The 17,845-nt window shown below is 62.6% G+C and carries 18 protein-coding genes; 16 read left to right on the top strand and 2 right to left on the bottom strand.

Going from position 1 to position 17,845, the window contains the following annotated elements; all coding sequences use genetic code 11:
* The first annotated feature begins 61 nt into the window (after positions 1-61).
* The 4 genes from ACN9M3_RS11415 to ACN9M3_RS11400 all read left to right on the top strand — a co-directional run bounded on the left by ACN9M3_RS11415 (position 62) and on the right by ACN9M3_RS11400 (position 2,741).
* Positions 62-661, top strand: coding sequence for an IMPACT family protein (locus tag ACN9M3_RS11415; RefSeq protein WP_426322530.1), 600 nt, complete (start codon positions 62-64; stop codon positions 659-661).
* Between the two features lie 167 nt (positions 662-828).
* The gene (locus ACN9M3_RS11410; RefSeq protein WP_426322528.1) at positions 829-1,653 is read left to right on the top strand and encodes a GGDEF domain-containing protein; all 825 of its coding nucleotides are present in this window, start codon (positions 829-831) and stop codon (positions 1,651-1,653) included.
* 58 nt (positions 1,654-1,711) lie between these two features.
* The gene (locus ACN9M3_RS11405; RefSeq protein ID WP_426170810.1) at positions 1,712-2,461 is read left to right on the top strand and encodes a hypothetical protein; all 750 of its coding nucleotides are present in this window, start codon (positions 1,712-1,714) and stop codon (positions 2,459-2,461) included.
* Between the two features lie 82 nt (positions 2,462-2,543).
* The gene (locus ACN9M3_RS11400; RefSeq protein WP_426170809.1) at positions 2,544-2,741 is read left to right on the top strand and encodes a DUF2970 domain-containing protein; all 198 of its coding nucleotides are present in this window, start codon (positions 2,544-2,546) and stop codon (positions 2,739-2,741) included.
* Here ACN9M3_RS11400 and ACN9M3_RS11395 read toward each other — a convergent pair.
* On the bottom strand, positions 2,660-4,291 hold the full coding sequence (locus tag ACN9M3_RS11395; protein WP_426322525.1) for a methyl-accepting chemotaxis protein: 1,632 nt from the start codon (positions 4,289-4,291) through the stop codon (positions 2,660-2,662). The two genes, ACN9M3_RS11400 and ACN9M3_RS11395, sit on opposite strands and share 82 nt — an antisense overlap.
* A 107-nt stretch (positions 4,292-4,398) precedes the next feature.
* Between ACN9M3_RS11395 and ACN9M3_RS11390 the strand changes: the two genes are divergently transcribed.
* The 12 genes from ACN9M3_RS11390 (at position 4,399) to ACN9M3_RS11335 (ending at position 15,271) form a co-directional block, all read left to right on the top strand.
* Positions 4,399-5,796 carry an L-cystine transporter gene (locus tag ACN9M3_RS11390; RefSeq protein WP_426170806.1) on the top strand — a complete coding sequence of 466 codons (1,398 nt, stop codon included), beginning with the start codon at positions 4,399-4,401 and terminating at the stop codon, positions 5,794-5,796.
* 9 nt (positions 5,797-5,805) lie between these two features.
* A complete protein-coding gene (locus ACN9M3_RS11385; protein ID WP_426170804.1) occupies positions 5,806-6,300 on the top strand; it encodes a GNAT family N-acetyltransferase in 495 nt (164 codons plus the stop codon).
* On the top strand, positions 6,294-6,749 hold the full coding sequence (locus tag ACN9M3_RS11380; protein ID WP_426170802.1) for a type II toxin-antitoxin system RatA family toxin: 456 nt from the start codon (positions 6,294-6,296) through the stop codon (positions 6,747-6,749). The genes ACN9M3_RS11385 and ACN9M3_RS11380 overlap by 7 nt, the downstream gene beginning before the upstream one ends.
* 85 nt (positions 6,750-6,834) lie before the next feature.
* On the top strand, positions 6,835-7,278 hold the full coding sequence (locus ACN9M3_RS11375) for a TIGR02594 family protein (RefSeq protein ID WP_426322522.1): 444 nt from the start codon (positions 6,835-6,837) through the stop codon (positions 7,276-7,278).
* Between the two features lies 1 nt (position 7,279).
* Positions 7,280-7,801, top strand: coding sequence for a YcxB family protein (locus tag ACN9M3_RS11370; RefSeq protein ID WP_426322520.1), 522 nt, complete (start codon positions 7,280-7,282; stop codon positions 7,799-7,801).
* Positions 7,802-7,833: 32 nt separating this feature from the next.
* Positions 7,834-8,145, top strand: a complete 312-nt coding sequence (locus tag ACN9M3_RS11365) for a hypothetical protein (protein WP_426170798.1) — start codon at positions 7,834-7,836, stop codon at positions 8,143-8,145.
* Positions 8,146-8,489: 344 nt separating this feature from the next.
* Positions 8,490-9,059, top strand: a complete 570-nt coding sequence (locus ACN9M3_RS11360) for a PEP-CTERM sorting domain-containing protein (RefSeq protein WP_426170796.1) — start codon at positions 8,490-8,492, stop codon at positions 9,057-9,059.
* Positions 9,060-9,090: 31 nt separating this feature from the next.
* A complete protein-coding gene (locus ACN9M3_RS11355; RefSeq protein ID WP_426322517.1) occupies positions 9,091-12,630 on the top strand; it encodes a pectinesterase family protein in 3,540 nt (1,179 codons plus the stop codon).
* 215 nt (positions 12,631-12,845) lie between these two features.
* Positions 12,846-13,610 carry a histidine phosphatase family protein gene (locus tag ACN9M3_RS11350; RefSeq protein WP_426170793.1) on the top strand — a complete coding sequence of 255 codons (765 nt, stop codon included), beginning with the start codon at positions 12,846-12,848 and terminating at the stop codon, positions 13,608-13,610.
* Positions 13,607-14,533 (top strand): NAD(P)H-hydrate dehydratase, encoded by a 927-nt coding sequence (locus tag ACN9M3_RS11345; protein WP_426170792.1) that lies wholly within the window; start codon positions 13,607-13,609, stop codon positions 14,531-14,533. Before ACN9M3_RS11350 ends, ACN9M3_RS11345 begins: the two co-directional genes overlap by 4 nt.
* Before the next feature lie 12 nt (positions 14,534-14,545).
* A complete protein-coding gene (locus tag ACN9M3_RS11340; protein WP_426170790.1) occupies positions 14,546-14,905 on the top strand; it encodes a hypothetical protein in 360 nt (119 codons plus the stop codon).
* Positions 14,906-14,920: 15 nt separating this feature from the next.
* Positions 14,921-15,271: a hypothetical protein gene (locus tag ACN9M3_RS11335; RefSeq protein ID WP_426170789.1), complete on the top strand. Its 351-nt coding sequence runs from the start codon at positions 14,921-14,923 to the stop codon at positions 15,269-15,271.
* Positions 15,272-15,317: 46 nt separating this feature from the next.
* Here the strand turns inward: ACN9M3_RS11335 and ACN9M3_RS11330 are convergent, their stop codons facing one another.
* On the bottom strand, positions 15,318-17,621 hold the full coding sequence (locus ACN9M3_RS11330; protein ID WP_426322514.1) for an alpha-amylase family glycosyl hydrolase: 2,304 nt from the start codon (positions 17,619-17,621) through the stop codon (positions 15,318-15,320).
* Positions 17,622-17,845: the final 224 nt, after the last annotated feature.

Here is a 17,845-nt window from a genome sequence, read left to right as displayed (position 1 = left end):
AACGGCATTGTAAGGGAAGCCGAACGTTAACTGTTCAGCAAAGCTGTATCATGTTGGCCCCATGCCACAAACCATTATATCTCCCGCGACTAGCGATTTGATTGTGAAGAAGAGCCGTTTTCTCGGTTTTGTCTCTCCGGTAACCGGCCGCGCCGAGGCGCAGGCCGTCGTGGCCCGCCTGCGCGCCAAGCACCCCGCCGCGGCCCATGTGTGTTGGGCCCTGCTGGCCGGCGGCCAGTCGGCGGCAGTCGATGACGGGGAACCCGGCGGTACCGCAGGCCGCCCCATGCTCGACGTGCTGCGTCACCAGGACCTGGAAGGCGTGCTGGCAGCCGTGGTGCGCTATTACGGCGGCATCAAGCTGGGCGCGGGCGGCCTGGTGCGAGCTTATACCGATGCCGTGGCCCAGGCCTTGATGAAGGTGGAAAAAGTCGCCATCGTGCGCTATACCGAACTGCATTGCACCCTGCCTTACTCGCTGGAAGGCATGGTGCGGCGTGAACTGGCCGCCGCCGGCGCCACCCTGCTGGAAGTGAGCCACGGGCAGCGCGTATCACTGGCTTTCCGCATCGCACAGGCCGCCGCGCCGGCCTTGGCGGCCCAGCTGAACGAGGCAGCCAGCGGCCAGCTCGCGTGGCAGGCACGACACGATGAAAGTTAAATAGTTACAATTAAATAATTTCCTATTAACAATTTTTGCGTTATTGGGCGGGTCTCGATACTGTCATAGTCATGCGCGATGAAACACTATTTTCTGGCAATCAACTCTCATCGCTGTTGAATGCCCTGCCCGACCCTGCGTTCGTCCTGACCCGCAGCGGCCGTTACATGGCTATTTTTGGCGGCATCGACCTGCGGTACTACCACGACGGCACCCACCTGATCGGCAAAACCGTCCATGACGTCCTGACGCCGGACAAGGCCAGCTGGTTCCTGAAAGAGATCGAAACCGCCCTGGCCTGGCGCGCCCTGCACATTGTCGAATACAGCCTGGTGCAAGGCGACATCAAGGGGCAGGCTGGCAGCGGTCCGAGCTACCGCCTGTGGTTCGAGGGCCGCCTCCAGGCGCTGGACTTCCAGGTTGACGACGAAGATGCCGTGCTGTGGGTGGCCAGCAACATCACGGCGCGCAAGGAACTGGAAGTCCAGCTGCGCATGCAGAGCGAAGTGGATTCGCTGTCCGGCCTGCTGAACCGGCGCAAGCTGATGAGCGTGCTGGCCGAGCATTTCGATACCTTCGAGCGCTACGCCACCCCGATGAGCATGCTGATCTTCGATATCGACCACTTCAAGCGCGTCAACGACGAACACGGCCACCTGGCCGGCGACATGGTGATCAAGACCACCGCCGACGTGTGCCAGCGCGAGCTGCGCACGACCGACGCGCCGGCCCGCCTGGGCGGCGACGAGTTCGTGGTCCTGATGCCACACACCACCTGCGAACAGGCGACGCCCATTGCCGAACGCCTGCGCCTGCGCATCGCCGAAACCCTGCAAGCCCTGGGCTGCATTGGCGACTCCGTCACCATCAGCGGCGGCCTGGCCTGCTTTCGCGCCGGCGACCTTTCCTGCGAAGACGTGCTGAAACGCGGCGACGACGCCCTGTACCAGGCCAAGCGCGCCGGCCGCAATCGCATCATCGGCGCTGGCTGAGGCTTGCGGGGGCTTGATAAAAGGTTCAGAATTCCCTCAAAGCCCGAGGGAGGTTGTGATGGACTCTTTAATACAGTTCAAACCTGGCGACACCTGGCTGCTGCGTAGCCGCGGAGCGCGCGCCATGAACCACCTGCTGGCACCGGCATCCGCGCCGCGTGCCGCCACCCTGCCAGCCGTGGCCCGATGGCGCGGCCGCGAAGCCATCCCGATTCACCTGCTGGACAGGCTGCGCGCGTCGCGCGCCAACAGCGCCTATGCACGCCGCCTTGACGACCTGCAGGTTTGCCTGGGGCGCGCCGAAGTGCAGTTGCGCCAGCTGGCCGCCCCCCAGGCCTGGCAAGTGCCCGGCGCCGGCCCGGTGCTGGGCGGCGACGCCATGCTGGCGAGCTGGCGCCAGATCGCCGAAGGCGGTCCGCTGGCACGCGAATTCGCCACCTACGCCTGCCATGTCTCGGCCTGCACCCGCCAGCTGCAGGAAGCCCTGGCCAGTTTCGACCTGCTGCAACAGCAGGCCACGTCGCCCGAGCGCCACGCCGCGCTGTCCGAGCTGGCCGAACGCCTGCTCGCCTGGGGCGACACGCTGGTGGAAGACGAGGTGGCGGACGAAGTCATGCTGCGCATCCAGGCCTACCCGGAGCTGTACGAGGAAATGCTGGAAGAAGCGGACGGCGGCAGCGACGAGGCGGCGGCCAGCCTGGAGTCGCTGGGCGATGCCGACCTGCTGCGCCTGGACTGGACCGGGGGCCAGCGCGGCAAACTGCTCAAGGCCCTGGCCCGGCTGCGCGGCCAGCCGGCTGCCAACTGATACGGTCGTTTCCGGGCGCTTCTGCGCCTGTTTTTCGAGGCCGGGCCGGCGCACAATAGGCCCAACCTCGAAAGGATACGACATGGACGACACCAAACCCCGCAGCTTCGGCGAAACCATGCTGGCCGTTGCCTGGTCCTTCATCGGACTGCGCCGGCGCAGCGATTTCGAGCGCGACGCCGGCGCCCTGCGTCCCGGCTACGTCATTGCAGGCGGGCTGATTGCGGCCAGCTGCTTCGTCGCCATCCTGCTGTTTGCGGTACGCCTGGCCACATCGTGATGCAGCTTGAACACGCTCACCAGCGTATCGAGGTGGGCGGCCTGCTGCTTCAGCGCATCCGCTGCTGATGCGGCTTCCTCCACCAGCGCGGCGTTCTGCTGCGTGACCGTATCCATCTCCGTCACGGCCCGGTTGATCTGTTCGATGCCGGCGCTTTGCTCATCGCCGGCGGCCGTGATTTCACGCATGATCTCAGACACCCGCTGCACCGAAGCGACCACTTCATCCATGGTGCTGCCGGCCCGGGCGACCAGGGCGCTGCCCTGGTCCACCTGCTCCACCGAATTGACGATCAGGTCCTTGATCTCCTTGGCCGCAGCGGCCGAACGCTGCGCAAGCTGGCGCACTTCGGTGGCGACCACGGCAAAGCCGCGCCCCTGCTCGCCGGCGCGCGCCGCCTCCACCGCCGCATTCAAGGCCAGGATATTGGTCTGGAAGGCAATGCCGTCGATCACCCCGATGATGTCCGAGATCTTGCGCGAAGAATCGCTGATCGAGCCCATGGTCTGCACCACCTGCCCTACCACGGCGCCGCCCTGCTGCGCCACCGCGGTCGCCGCCGCGGCCAGTTCGTTGGCCTGGCGTGCATTGTTGCCGTTTTCGCGCACGGCGCTGGTCAGCTCCTCCATCGAGGACGCGGTTTCCTCCAGCGCGCTGGCCTGCTGTTCTGTACGCGACGACAGGTCCAGGTTGCCGGCCGCAATCTGGGTGGCGGCGGTGTTGATGGTCTCTGTCCCCTGCCGCACTTCGGATACGATGCGCAGAAGGCTGTCGCGCATCATGCTTATGGCCTTCATCATGCTGGCTTCATCGTCCTGGCGGGTTTCCACATGCACGGTCAGGTCGCCGGCAGCGATACGGCCGGCGATTTCGGCCGCCACATCGGGTTCGCCGCCCAACTGGCCGAGCAAGCGGCGCGCAATCAGGGTAGAGGCCACCACGCCGGCCACCAGCGCCACGCCGCTCATCACCAGCATCATGCTGCGGGCCGCGGCATAGGCTTCGGTCGCGGCGGCAGCGTCCCTGGCATTATGCTGGCGCTGCAATTGCACGTCTTCATCCATTACGTCCTGCCAGCGCTGAGTGGCGGGGCCGGCTTTCTGCATCAGCAGGGCCACGGCTTCGTCATCCTTGTGCTGCATGGCCAGCTGCAGCAGCTGGTCGGTCAATGAACGGGACTCCTGTTGCAGCGCGCGAATGCGGGCGCGGATCGCCTTGCCCTCCTCCGTGGCAGGCAAGGCTTCCAGCGCCGCCTGCGCCTTGTCGTACTGAGCCCGCGCGGCCTGGATCTTGGGCAGTTCGCGCTGCATTGCCGCTTCGTCCGAGAGCAGCACCAGGGTGCGCGTGACGCGTGCCACGACATGCACCGCCTCCGACATGTCCTGCACATAGGTCAGCTTCGCCACATTGAGCCGCACGACTTTCTCGAGCTGGGCGTGGATGCGGTGCATGTTGAAGATGCCGAGGCCCGACACGCCGGCCATCAGCGCCAGCACCAGGCCAAAACCCAGCGCCAGCCGGGTGCCCACCTTCATCGATTGCTTCGACATGGCTATTCCTTTCGTAGCGACTCTGCAACCTCGGCACTGCAAATAGGCAAGACTACACCAATTCAATTAGAATCTGTCGATTCCAGAATATAAGCCGCCGACCCTACATGAACCTGCAAGTGATCCTCAACCTGGCCGTCGCCGCCATCGTGCTGGCCTTCCTCGTCATGCAGCAGAAACGCCATGCCAGCTTCACCGTGCGCGTGTTCAGCGCGCTGGGCCTGGGTGTTGTACTGGGCGCCGGGCTGCAAACCTTGTACGGCGCCGGCAGCGACATCGTCAAGGTGACCGGCCAGTACCTCGATATCGTCGGCAGCGGTTATGTCAAGCTGCTGCAGATGATCGTCATGCCGCTGATCATGGTGTCGATCGTCTCGGCCATTCTCAAGCTGCGCAACGCCAGCTCGCTGGGCAAGATCAGTGCCCTCACCATCGGCACCCTGATGCTGACGACCACCGTGGCGGCGGCGATCGGCATCCTGATGGCCAAGGTATTCGGCCTGAGCGCGGCCGGCCTGGCGTCGAACGCGGCGGAAGTGGCGCGCGGCGCCTACCTGGAAGGCAAGCTGGCCGACGCGCAGTCGATTTCGCTGCCGAACATGCTGCTCTCCTTCATCCCGAGCAACCCCTTCCTCGACATGACCGGCGCGCGCAAGACGTCGACCATTGCGGTGGTGGTGTTCGCAGTGTTTATCGGCGTGGCCGCCATCGGCATCGCGGAGAAAAAGCCCGAGCACTTCACTTCCTTCGACCATGCCGTGCACGTGGCGCACACCATCGTGATGCGCATGGTGACGCTGGTGCTGCGCCTGACGCCCTACGGCGTGTTCGCGCTGATGGCACAGGTGGTATCCAGCTCCAGCTATGCCGACATCCTGAACCTGATCGGCTTTGTCGTGGCTTCCTACTGCGCCCTGCTGCTGATGTTCTGCGTGCACCTGGCGATGGTCAGCGCAAGCGGCCTCAATCCGCTGCGCTATACGAAGAAGATCCTGCCGGTGCTGACCTTCGCGTTCACGTCCCGCACCAGCGCAGGCTCCATCCCGATGAGCGTGCAGACCCAGACCCAGCGCCTGGGCACGCCGGAAGGCATCGCGAACTTCGCCGCGTCGTTTGGCGCCACCATTGGCCAGAACGGCTGCGCCGGCATTTATCCCGCCATGTTGGCCGTGATGATCGCGCCGACGGTCGGAATCGATCCTTTCACCGCCTCGTTCCTGGTACCGCTGCTGGCGATCATCACCATCGGCTCCGTCGGCGTGGCCGGCGTTGGCGGCGGTGCGACCTTTGCGGCGCTGATCGTGCTGTCCTCAATGAACCTGCCGGTGGCCTTGGCAGGCCTGCTGATTTCGATCGAACCGCTGATCGACATGGGCCGGACGGCGCTGAATGTCAGCGGCTCCATCGCCGCCGGCACCGTCACCAGCCGCGTGATGGGCGAAACGAATATGGCGGCATTCGCCAGCGACCAGGAGTTGCAGGTCGATTCCCAGGCCGCGGCGTAAACCGTCAATATGACGTCGACCTTACGCATTCGCCAATACACACCTGCTGACGCTCAAGCCGTCATCGATGTGATCCTTCCGATCCAGCAATCCGAGTTCGGCATTCCGATCACGCTCGAAGCCCAGCCCGACCTGCTGAACATTCCGAGCTTCTATCAGCACGGCGCCGGTGGCTTCTGGGTGGCCGAGCATGGAGGCGCCATCGTCGGCACCATTGCCCTGCTGGACATCGGCAGCAGCCAGGCCGCCTTGCGCAAACTGTTCGTCTCGCAATCCCATCGAGGCGCCGAGCATGGCGTGGCCAGGCATCTTCTCAATAGCTTGCTCGAATGGTCGCGCCTCCAGGGGATCGACAAAGTCTATCTTGGAACAACCGATGCATTCGTCGCGGCACATCGCTTCTACGAGAAGAACGGCTTCACCGAAATAAACCAGTGCGAATTGCCTCCTGCCTTCCCGGTAATGGCAGTCGATACCAGATTCTACCTACGCTCACTATGCTGATACGTTACGACTTCGAAGTCGGCGCAAGTGCCGAATACCTGTTCAAGCTCACCCAGGACTACGACCTGAGGGCAAAGTGGGATCCTCTCACGACAGAGGCATTCCTGGTCAATGCGACGGACGCTGCGCAAGGCGAACTGGTTCGCTGCACTGCGGCCAATGGCCTTAGCATGGATACGGTCTACGTGTCCTACCAGCCCAACAAGGTTGCGGCCGTGAAGCTGATCAAGGGCCCATACATCTTCGATAAATTTGCCGGCGGGTGGAATTTCAAGGAACTCGGCCCCGACAGGACCAGGGTTCTTTTCTCATACAACATCACGACCAAGCCGCGCTGGCTATCCTGGCTGCTGACTCCAGCGGTAGTGTTCTTTTTCAAGCGAGAGACGCGCAAGCGTATCGCCGCGCTTCAGCAGTATGCGGCAGCGAACTATCGTAGCCAACTCTGAGCTCAGAGGCAGAGTACAGCAGTACTACTACGCCCTCTATAGCAAAAGCACGACGCTGGCTAGAATTTAATCCTGACCTGTTAAGTTGACCGCTCAATTGAACACTCCACCTTGGCTGGCAATCGCTATCGGCGAATTGGGGATCGCAGCATACCCCGTCGGTTCGAGCAACCCGCGAATCAATTCATACCACGCAGGCACCAATATCGAAGGTTACGATGACAAAGTGTCCTGGTGTTCATCGTTCGTCAATTGGTCGTTTGCACAAGCGGGCATTGCCGGTACGGCGTCTGCTCTCGCCAGATCGTGGCTTGAGTGGGGTGAGGAAATTGAACGTCCGGTACCTGGTTGCGTTGCAGTTCTTTGGCGAGATGATCCGGCCAGCTGGAAAGGACACGTAGGCTTCTATTTGAGGGAAGACCCAGAATTCGTTCACCTCCTCGGAGGTAATCAGCTTGGACAAGTACGGGAACACTTCTATCCAAAGTCCATGGTTCTCGCCTACAGGTGGCCCAGTGGCGTCCAATAATATGTCCCATCAAGCCACGCTCACCTATGACAAACAACTCCTCCGTCGAGCAGTGCTGGCGTTCTGGCGCCGGTCAGTCGGCATAAGCCTTCCTTTGGCACTATCATTCGCCACCATTGCCTTCGTGTGGCTGCTCGTTGATGGTGAATCGTCCTGGTTCATTGGCGCCCTTGGCGCCGCTCTGGCGTTTGCCTTTGCCATTGTTCTGGCAATCTATGTGGTCCACTATCGCAGCGTGATGGCAAAGCTGCATGACATGGGAAGGCCGCAAGCGGTCTTCACTGCCGACGCATCGACGTTTTCAGTTTCGTCGGGCATTGGAAGCTCCACCATGCAGTGGTCATCGGTTGTCGAAATATGGTGTTTTCCCGGCTTCTGGCTTCTGTTGTTTTCCAAGGCGCAGTTCATCACAATGCCTCTTGAAACGGTCTCGCCGGAAATGCAGGTATTCGTGCTGAGGGCTGTTCAAGCTTCAGGGGGCAAAGTGATTGGCTTCACGGCCAAATTCGAGAATGTAGCCTGACGCTTCAGGCACGTATCTGTATCGAGGACCACATGCACGAATGGATTACTCTCACCAAGGTATTCGGAAGTTCCCTGCGCAATCCGACAATAGCAGAAATGGAAACCGCGCTTGACGAGCTCTTTGAGAAAGCCGACGCCGACCACCCCGATGCCTGGATTGAATGCGGGTCGGCGTCTGGCCCGCTTTATAGCATCTCGATCTTTTCGAATGGCTATGCGCTCTACACAAAGTATTCAGACTCGGATATGTCGGAAGTACTCGAATCAACGAGGCTCTCGCCAGTTGATCGCGAAGGCGCACTTGTCTTATGGTCCAACCTGACTCAAGGCCGGACACCATGAGGCATGACGCTGACATTAATGCTTCCCTGTCATGCGAAAGTTAATGCTCGATAGGCGTGTCTTGCAGCCCCCGGGTTATGCGGAACGCTCTTGCTTGCTTGTCTGGTACCGCTTGCCTTGGCTTAAGCACTGCTACGTCCTGTGGTTGCAGCCGCTGCGCTGCGGGCGATGACACCTTCGTGGCGTGGAGTGTTGAATGGTCGCGACAGAATGACTTGTGTTCCCGCAAGGCAACGTGGTCTGACCGCATCATATTTGGCCTGATTGATTGAAATATTGGTCAGGCCAATATAAGATCGGTAGTGCCGATCAGGCACGCCTATTCAGCCCCACCGGAGCACACGATGAGAAAAACCATAATGGAGACATTGGTGGCTGCCGTACTCGCCACCGGAATTGCGCACGCAGCACCGTTACCTTTGCAGGATGCCGTCATCACCGCCACCTACAACGGCTCGCCCGACACCATCGTCGGCCTTGACCACCTGTTCCAACCCGAACCGGGCGCCAACACCACCGCCCTTGATCCAACCGGCACCGGCGTCGAATTCCTCAGCGCCGATGCCATGTTCGGCTTCGACTTCGACGCCAGCGGCCTGTTGACCGTGATCGCAAATAACGCGGTCACGCCGGGTACATACCAGTTCCACTTTGACTTCGGCAGCACCCTGGCTGCACCGTTGACCGCCTTCAAACTGCTTGACGCCAGCGGCATCGGCGGCTTGCCCATCCTGTCGCTGGGCGCCAACGGCAACTCGATCGACATCGACCTGAGCGGCACCACCTGGACCGAATTTGCCAGCATCACGGCCCAGCTGGATGCCACCGCCGTGCCGGAACCGGGCAGCGCTGCACTGATGCTGGGCGGCCTTGCCGCGCTGGCGGCAGGCCGCCGCCGCACACGACGCAGCTGACACTGTCCCCCTTTCCCCCAAGGAGAATCTTATGGAACTCAAAGGTTTCAGGATCGCGCTCGCCCTGCTTGCAGCGTTATGCCTGCCCGCGCAGGGGGCCGATGACCCGGCGCGCGTCGCCGCCCCGGTCGACGGCTGGGCAAGCCAGGCTGGCGGAACCGCCGGCGGCTCAGCCGCCATCGCTTCGCAAATCTACAGCGTGAGCAATCGCGCCCAGTTGATCAACGCCATCAATAACGGCGGCATCAATCCCAAGATCATCAAGATCACCGGCACGATCGACATGACTGAAGGCGTGCCTTACGCGAACACGGGCGACCAGGCCATTCGCGGCGCGATCCGCTTGAAAAGCAATACGACCCTGGTCGGTGCTGGAGCCGGCGCAGGCATCGTCAACGGCCATATCCAGCTTGTCGGCGTCTCGCAAATCATCATCCGCAACCTGAAGATCGTTGCGCCCTGCGACGTGGGCCCGGTGTGGGACCCGAACGACGGCGCCAATGGTGCATGGAATTCGGCCTATGACGCGATTGGCGTTTCAGGCTCCGACCACGTCTGGATCGACCACAATACATTCACTGACGCACCGATGACGGACAACCTGCTGCCGATCGAAAACGGCCAGCTGAAACAATGCCACGATGGGGCGCTCGACATCACCAACGCATCCGACTACGTGACAGTGTCGTACAACGTGTTCGGCGAGCACCACAAGAACAACCTGATCGGTTCGGGCGACGGCGCCACAGCCGACGAAGGCAAGCTGCGCGTCACTTTCAGCAACAATGTCTTCCGCAACGTGTCCAGCCGCGCACCGCGCGTGCGTTACGGCCAGGTCCACCTGTTTAACAACTATTTCACCGGCAGCCGAGATGCCGCGGTGTATGCGAACCTGTACAGCATCGGCGCCGGCTACAACTCCAGGATCCTGTCGCAATCGAACGTGTTCGACATCACCGGAGCCCAGGGCTGCAGCAATATCGTGGTCAATCCGGGCGGCGCCGCCACCGGCGCCTTCAAGGACAGTGGCTCGCTGCTGAACGGCACCCTGCTTGGAGGATGCACCATCAACAATAACGTGACGTGGACGCCGCCATATACCTACAGCGTGCGCCCTACCTCCCTGGTGAAGGCCAACGCGCTGGCGCAGGCCGGCGCCGGCAAGCTGTCCATCAGCATCAGCGGCACGGGCGACACCAGCGGCACGCCGATCCTTACCCTGAGCTGCCCGCCGAGCGGCCTGTATTTCTGCGACGACTTCCAGTCCGGCACCTCCGCCAACTGGGATTTGCTGCCCGTGGCCGGCGCGAACGGCAGTTTCAGCGTCAAGGCGGAAGCGGTCGGCGCGACGAATATGCTGATGCAGTACACCGCCGCCACGACCGGCGGCGTGCTGGCCCTGCTAAAGCCAGCCGCCATGGCCAATGTGCCGAGCGGCGACTACTTTGTCGAAGCGCGCATCAAGCCGCAAACCAACAGCACCACCGGCAACAAGCAGCTCTACCTGATTACGCGCTACACCAACGCCAGCAACTGGTACGGCGCCGGCCTGAATGTCCAGAACGCCAACACCAGCACCCAGGTTGAAATCGCCAGGATGCTGAATGGCGCGCTGACCCGCCCCAAGCAAGTGCGCAAGCCAATCAATATGGATTCGGTGTTCTATACCGTGCGCTTTGAGATGATTGGCAGCACGCTGACGGTCTATCTCGATGGCGAATCGCTTGGCTCCGTGACCGATACTACCTTCAGCGCGCGCGGGCTGGTCGGCCTGTACACCGCCAACAAATCCTTCCAGATCGACGACGTGCGGATTGGCGACCCAAGCCTGAAGCCCGCGCAGCTGACGCTCAATCCCGCCACCACGAGCTACACCGCCGAAGCGGGCGACGCGCCGCTGCAATTGGCTGTTACCGCCGTCAAGCCCGATGGATCGGCCGACAGCTATAGCGCCAGTTCCAGCAACCCGGCGGTGCTGGCAGTCGGCATCAGCGGCAACACGCTGGCACTGACGCCGGTCGGCGCCGGCAACGCCACGGTGCGCGTGACCAGCGACAGCGACCCGACGCTGGTACGGTTGATCAGCGCCACCATCGGTGCGCAATTCGTGCAACCGACGCAAACCTACACCCTGGCCGACCGCGCCTCTCCCGCTGCGGCACAGGGCGAGGCCCAGGTGGACGCCAGCCTGCGCCTGGCATTCGACAGCACGCCATCACTGGGCAGCAGCGGCACCATCCGCATCTTCCGCAAGATGGACGATGCGCTGGTCGATGTGATCAAGCTGTCCGGCGAGAGCGATGAACTGGGCTACCCCGGCCAGGCGGCAGTACGCAAGGTAAATACCCATCCGATTACGATCAACGGCAACGTCGTGACAATCAAGCCGCACAACGGCAAGCTCGTTTACGCAACCGAATACTACGTTGCGATAGCGAACGGCGTATTCAATGGCGCCACGCTGGGTGGTACACCCTTCGTCGGCATCGGCAAGCTGGGTAACTGGTCCTTCACGACAAAGGCTGCGGCTCCGGCGGGCCCGGACCTGGTGGTCGGAGCCGATGCCGGCAGCGACTTCGCCACCGTCCAGGGAGCGCTGAACTTCCTGATGCAGAACGTGGACAAGGCCACGCCAGCCACGGTCACGGTCCGCAACGGCAGCTACAACGAACTGCTCTACCTGCGGGGCAAGGACAACGTCACCCTGCGCGGTGAAAGCCGCGACGGCACGGTAATCCAATACACCAACCACGACACCCTCAATCCCGGCACCGGCGCCAGCCAGGCTCCAGGCACCAGCGCCACTGCTGGGGGTGGACGTTCCGTCATGCTGGTGGAAACCTCGGACATGCTGCTGCTCGACACCCTCACCCTGCGCAACACCACCCTGCGCGCCGCCAACATCTCGGCACAGGCGGAAACGCTGTACTTCAACAACGACAACGGCCGGCTGATTGCGCGCGACGCCGCCTTCTACAGCGAACAAGACACGTTGAACCTGAAAGGCTGGTCCTGGTTCTACCGCACGCTGGTGGCGGGCAATGTCGACTTCATCTGGGGAGGCAGCCACGCAGCCCTGTTCGAAGAAAGCGAAATCCGCTCGGTCGGCGACACTACCAGCGCCAGCAGCGGCGGGTATGTCCTGCAAGCGCGCGTGCCGAATGCCAGCGACAAAGGCTACGTCTTCCTCAACAGCCGCCTGACGCACGGCCCCGGCCCTGGCCCCGCGCACGGCGACGTGCCAAACGGCGCCACCTACCTGGCACGCAGTTCAGGCAACGCAAGCGTATGGGACAACATCGCCTTCATCAACTGCCAGATGGATAGCCACGTTGCGCCAGTCGGCTGGGCCGGTGCCGGCGTCAACGGCCAACCCGCGCCCAGCCCGGCCGTGCCCAATGCCGGCAGCGGCTGGCGCGAGTACGGCAGCACCGACCTGTCCGGCGCCCCACTCAACCTCGCCACGCGCGTCGGCGGCTACCAGCTAAGCGCCACCGACGTCGCTGCCGGCTTCGCCACCCGCGCCCAACTCTTCGCCGCCTACAACAACGGCGCCGGCTGGAACCCCTAAGCCGCCCCACCAGCCGAGCCCGTGTCACACCTTGGGGTCACACCCCGAAAGTGACACGGCCTCGACTACGGCTTGGCTGAGCCCGTGTCACACTTGGGGTGTGACCCCAGGGTGTGACACGGGCGCGGCTGTAATTCTTGCTGGCGGGGATTGTGTGCCGCCCTGCCATCGCATCGCTTACCATAGGCTTTTGGCTATCCACCGAAAGGTATGCGATGGAGCAAAAATGGCCGCAACAGATCTGGCTTGTGCGCCACGGCCAGAGTGCCGGCAACGTGGCGCGTGATGCTGCCACGGCTGCCAATGAGTTGCTGATCGACATTGCCGAGCGCGATGTCGATGTCCCCCTCTCCGAACTGGGCATGCGCCAATCGGACGCACTGGCGCAATGGTTCGCGGCCTTGCCCGCCGGGCAGCAGCCCAATGTCGTGCTGTACTCGCCTTACCTGCGCGCCCGCGCGACGGCGCAAGCGGTGCTGCAATGCCTCGGCCCTGAGGACATGCTGGCCGTGGTCTCCGATGAACGCCTGCGCGAAAAGGAATTCGGCATTACCGATCGCCTGACACCACTTGGCATCTCTGAGAAATACCCCGACCTGGCGGCACAGCGCAAACACGTCGGCAAGTTCTACTTCCGACCGCCCGGTGGCGAGAGCTGGTGCGATGTGATCCTGCGCCTGCGCAGTGTGCTCGACACCATCACCCGCGAATACCGCCGCGAGCGCGTGCTGATCATCGGCCACCAGGTGATCGTGAACTGCTTCCGCTACCTGGTCGAGCGGCTGGATGAGGAAACCATTCTCGCCATCGACCGCGCGGCCGATGTGCCGAATTGCGGCGTGACCTCCTACCAGTTCGATCCGCAAGCGGGCAAACGCGGCAAGCTGGTGCTGGAGCTGGAAAACTTCGTCGCCCCGCTGAAAGACAGCGGCACCCCCGTCACCGACAAGCCGGACGTCCCGGCCGCGCCGAAACCATGAGCAACGCCGCCCCGATCGAACTGGCTCCCGCCCTGCTGCGCGATTGGCCCTTGCCGCAACCCGGCTTCGATGGCGACAAGGAGGTGCGCGGCCACGTGCTGGTGGTTGCCGGCTCGGCGGAAATGCCCGGCGCCGCCATCCTCGCCGGCGAAGCGGCCCTGCGCGCCGGTGCCGGCAAGCTGACCATCGCTACCGCTGCCAGCGTGGCGCCGCAAGTGGGCGCCGCCATCCCCGAAGCACGCGTGATCAGCCTGGGCGAAACCGCGGCACACGGCTTCCAGGCCGACAGCGCGCGCCGCCTCGCTGAACTGGCCGGCAAGGCTGATGCCTTGCTGGTCGGCCCCGGCATGGAGGACGAAGCCAGCTGCGTGGAACTGGTGCACCAGCTGCTGCAGCGCTTCAGCGCCATTCCCATCGTACTCGATGCCATCGCCATGTGCGCGGTACATCCGCGTGGCGAGCCGCATTTGCTGGACGAAGCAGTCGATTGGGAGCACTTCCGTTTTTCCACGCCTGTACTGCTGACACCCCACGCCGGCGAACTGGCGCGACTGACGGGCGGTGTGCGCGGCAATATCGAGCGGGAGCCGCATGGCGCCGCGCAAGCCGCTGCCGACCGCTGGAATGCCGTCCTCGCACTGAAAGGTGCTACCACGGTGCTGGCGACGCCGGACGGCAAGCTGTGGCAACACCAGGGCGGCAATGCCGGCCTGGCCATTTCCGGTTCGGGGGATACCCTGGCCGGCATCATCGCCGGGCTGCTGGCGCGTGGTGCTTCGCTGGAACAGGCTGCGGCCTGGGGCGTGGTGCTGCACGCGGCCGCCGGCGAGCAACTGGCGCTGCGTTGCGGCCCACTGGGCTACCTGGCGCGTGAAATTGCAGCCGAAGTACCGGCATTGTTGCGGGTGCTGGCTGCCCAATAAAGGAGATTCAAGATGAACACCATGAGCAAAGCAGGCGCCCTGTTGCTGGGCACAGTCCTGGCCGCCGGCCTGGCCGGCTGCAAAAACCGCACGGAAGACACGACGCCTGCGCCGGTAACTTCGCCAGAAACAACAACGCCAACGCCGCCGCCGGCAACCCCTGCCCCGGCACCCGTGACGCCAACCACGCCACCGTCCGACTCCACGACGCCAGCACCAGACACCACGACAACGCCAGCAAGCGGAGCCACGCCAGGAACCAGCGGGACCAGCGGCACGCAAGGCACCACAGGCGCCGCCCAGCCGCCGTCCACTGTGCCCGACAAGACAGACCAGAAGGACATGCAGCGCGATCGACGCCCAACTTATTAGAACGGAGGCCCTGCCATGCCGATTCTCCGCCATGCGGGCGCCCTGATGCTGGGCGCCCTGCTTGCAGCCGTCCTCCCGGCCTGCAGCAAACATAACGCCGAAAGCCCTGCCAACCCGCCAACAGGCATCGGAACCCAGACCACGCCGGATACTGGCGGCACCGGTACCGCACCAGCGCCAGCAGCCGCGCTTCCCAGCCCGCCTGCCACCGGCGCCGGCAATTCGACCAGCGGCGCCAGCGGCGGCAGCGCCGCCACCCAGGGCACGCAGCCAACGGCCCCCGCCAGCGGCGCGACGCCTGCGACCAGCCCGGCCAACACACCGGGAACGTCAACGCCGCCCAGCGGCCAGCAACCAGGCCGATAGCGGAACGCCGGCGTCACAGCGTCGGCGTTTTACCCATCCAAGCTTTCTACTTCGCAATCAGCAGCAGCAAGCCGCGGCCACAAACGCCGTAGACATAGTTTTCGCCGCCGATGAAGTCTTCCGCGCCTGGCGTGCGAACCTGGCCGGGGCCTTCGGCCCAGGTGCAAGTGTCGGTCACGCGGTACCAGCTCTTGCCCGTACCCGGCCACGGCAGCGTGTAGTTCACATTGCCGCTCCAGCCGTTGTAGGCAACATAGACGGCGGAAGCGCTGTCGCCAAACTCACTGCCGTCGATGCGCCAGGCAATCGCGTGGTTATTGCTGTCATTGAAGTACGTCGCATCGGCCACTGCACCATCCGGTTTGAACCAGCGCAGTTGCTCCATCACGTTGCCGTTGCCGTCCGTCGAAGAATAGAAATTCGCAGGACGCAGCGCAGGGTGCTCTTTGCGGAACGCGACCAGGCCTTTGGTAAAGGACTGGAAATTGGACTGGTCCGCAGTCCAGCTCCAGTTCTGCCACGTGGCGACGGAGTCCAGGTTGTAGGGATTATTGTTGCAGTTGACGCTGCGAAGCGACTCGTCACCGCCCACCATCATCGGCACGCCACCCGACAACAACATCAACGCCATGCCGTTGCGCGCGGCCTTGCGCTGGTCGCCCGCAACGCCACCCTGGTCCCAGCTGTTGTTATTGTCCTCGCCACCATCGCTTGGGCCATAAGGCCAGGCCTGGGTATTGTTCTTCGAATTGCAGCTATACAGATCCTTGAGCGTGAAGCCGTCATGGGCTGTGATGAAGTTCACCGAATGCCAGGGCTTGCGTCCATCGTCGCCATACAAGTCGCTGGAACCCGCAAAACGCGTGACCAGCGTGCCGGGGGTGATGGCCACCTGCCCCATCTTGTTCTGGTCCTGCCGGATCACATCGCGGTAGATGCCGTTCCATTCCGCCCAGCCAGTCGGGAAGCCGCCAACCTGGTAAGAGTTGCCGCCGATTGCCCATGGTTCTGCGATGTGGTCAACACCGCTGCCTCCAGCGGCCGCGCGTGCCGGCAGCTCCGCCACGATGCGGTTGAGCGCATTGCCGCTATCCATTTTGTCGAAGTTGTAGCAGCCATGCTGGCAAGTGTTGCCCAGCACCGAAGCCAGGTCGTAGCGGAAGCCGTCAACGCCCAGCTTGTCGCGCCAGTAAGCCAGCGAATCGACGATCAGGTTCTGCGCCACCATGTTGCGCGTGTTGTAGTTGCCGCCCACGCCGGTGTTGTCCCAGGAATTCTGGAAGTCGCTGGTCAGCGAATAATAGGTTGGGTTATCGAGCCCGCGCATGCCATAGATGTTGTAGGTGGTCTTGTCGCCGGCATTCCACTGGCCGCCCTCGCCCGTGTGGTTATAGACCACGTCGATATACACCTTGATGCCGTTGTCGTGGAAGGCTTTCACCATTTCCTTGAACTCGCGGGTCGGGCCGCCGGCCGTCCGATCGTAGCTGTAACGACGATCCGGCGCAAAGTAGTTCAGGGTCATATAGCCCCAGTAGTTGTCGCCCGTGTTTGAATTTGGATCGGCATCGTTCGTGTCATTCTGGGTTTCCTGCATCGGCAGGAATTCGACTGCGGTCACGCCAAGGCTTGCGAGATATGGCGCTTTCAACCCCGCGCCTTTGTAGGTGCCGCGATAAGCGGCCGTGATGCTGCTGTCGTTCTTCGTCAGCCCTCGCACATGGGCTTCGTACACGATATCGTCCTTGAAAGCGCGCGTGGGCTTGGTGCCGATCGATTGGGCATCGCCCTGCAGCACGATGCCTTTCGGAGCACTGCTGCCGCTGTCGATGTTGCGGTAAAGCGCGCCGCTGGCGTAGATCGTGCCGTTGCTCATTGTGGACGTGGTCGGATCATGGCTGATTTCCAGCGCATAGGGATCGGTCAACAGCTTGTTAGGATTGAAGCGGTTGCCATTGGCGTCGACGTCCGCAATGAACCCGGCTGATGAGCCCTTGGCCCATGTCGCGTTATAGGGCCAGTTCGGTCCCCAGGCGCGGTAGCCATAGTAGACGGTACCGGTGATGCCGTAGCCGGCCAGTTGGCTGCTGGTGACGTTCAGGCTCCAGATGCCTCCCGTGCCGAGGGTCATCGGCAAGCTTACTTTTTCCTGCTGGCCGGTGGCGGCGCCATACAGGTACAGGTCAATGCGGGTGGCACGGCTGGAGTAGATCTTGAAGTTGATGCTGGATTTCGTGGCGTCATAGGCGGCGCCGAGATTGTTGGCATTGATTGCGGCTCGAACGACGAGCGGACTGCCAAGCATGGCGCAGCCCAACGTCGCCAACCCGAGGGCACGGCGAACCTTCATATAATCTCCCTATTTTATTGGTTTATGTACTTCTACTACGTAACAGCGAATCGATTTTGCGCCTTAGCTCTTGTTTACTCACCCAAGCTGAATTGGCGTGACGTAATTCAACTACACCCATCTTTTTTGCTCGCCTTCAGCCGTAGTTGCCTTCGAAGCCTACCAATCGACGCTTTTATCTAAATTTGGGAGGTTTTATGCGCGCAGATTGCCAAAACCTGGGG

Source organism: Pseudoduganella sp. R-43 (assembly GCF_049913255.1).
Lineage (GTDB): Bacteria > Pseudomonadota > Gammaproteobacteria > Burkholderiales > Burkholderiaceae_D > Rugamonas.
The sequence above is the reverse complement of the archived record's forward strand: the minus strand, read 5'-3'. Positions and strand labels throughout refer to the sequence as shown.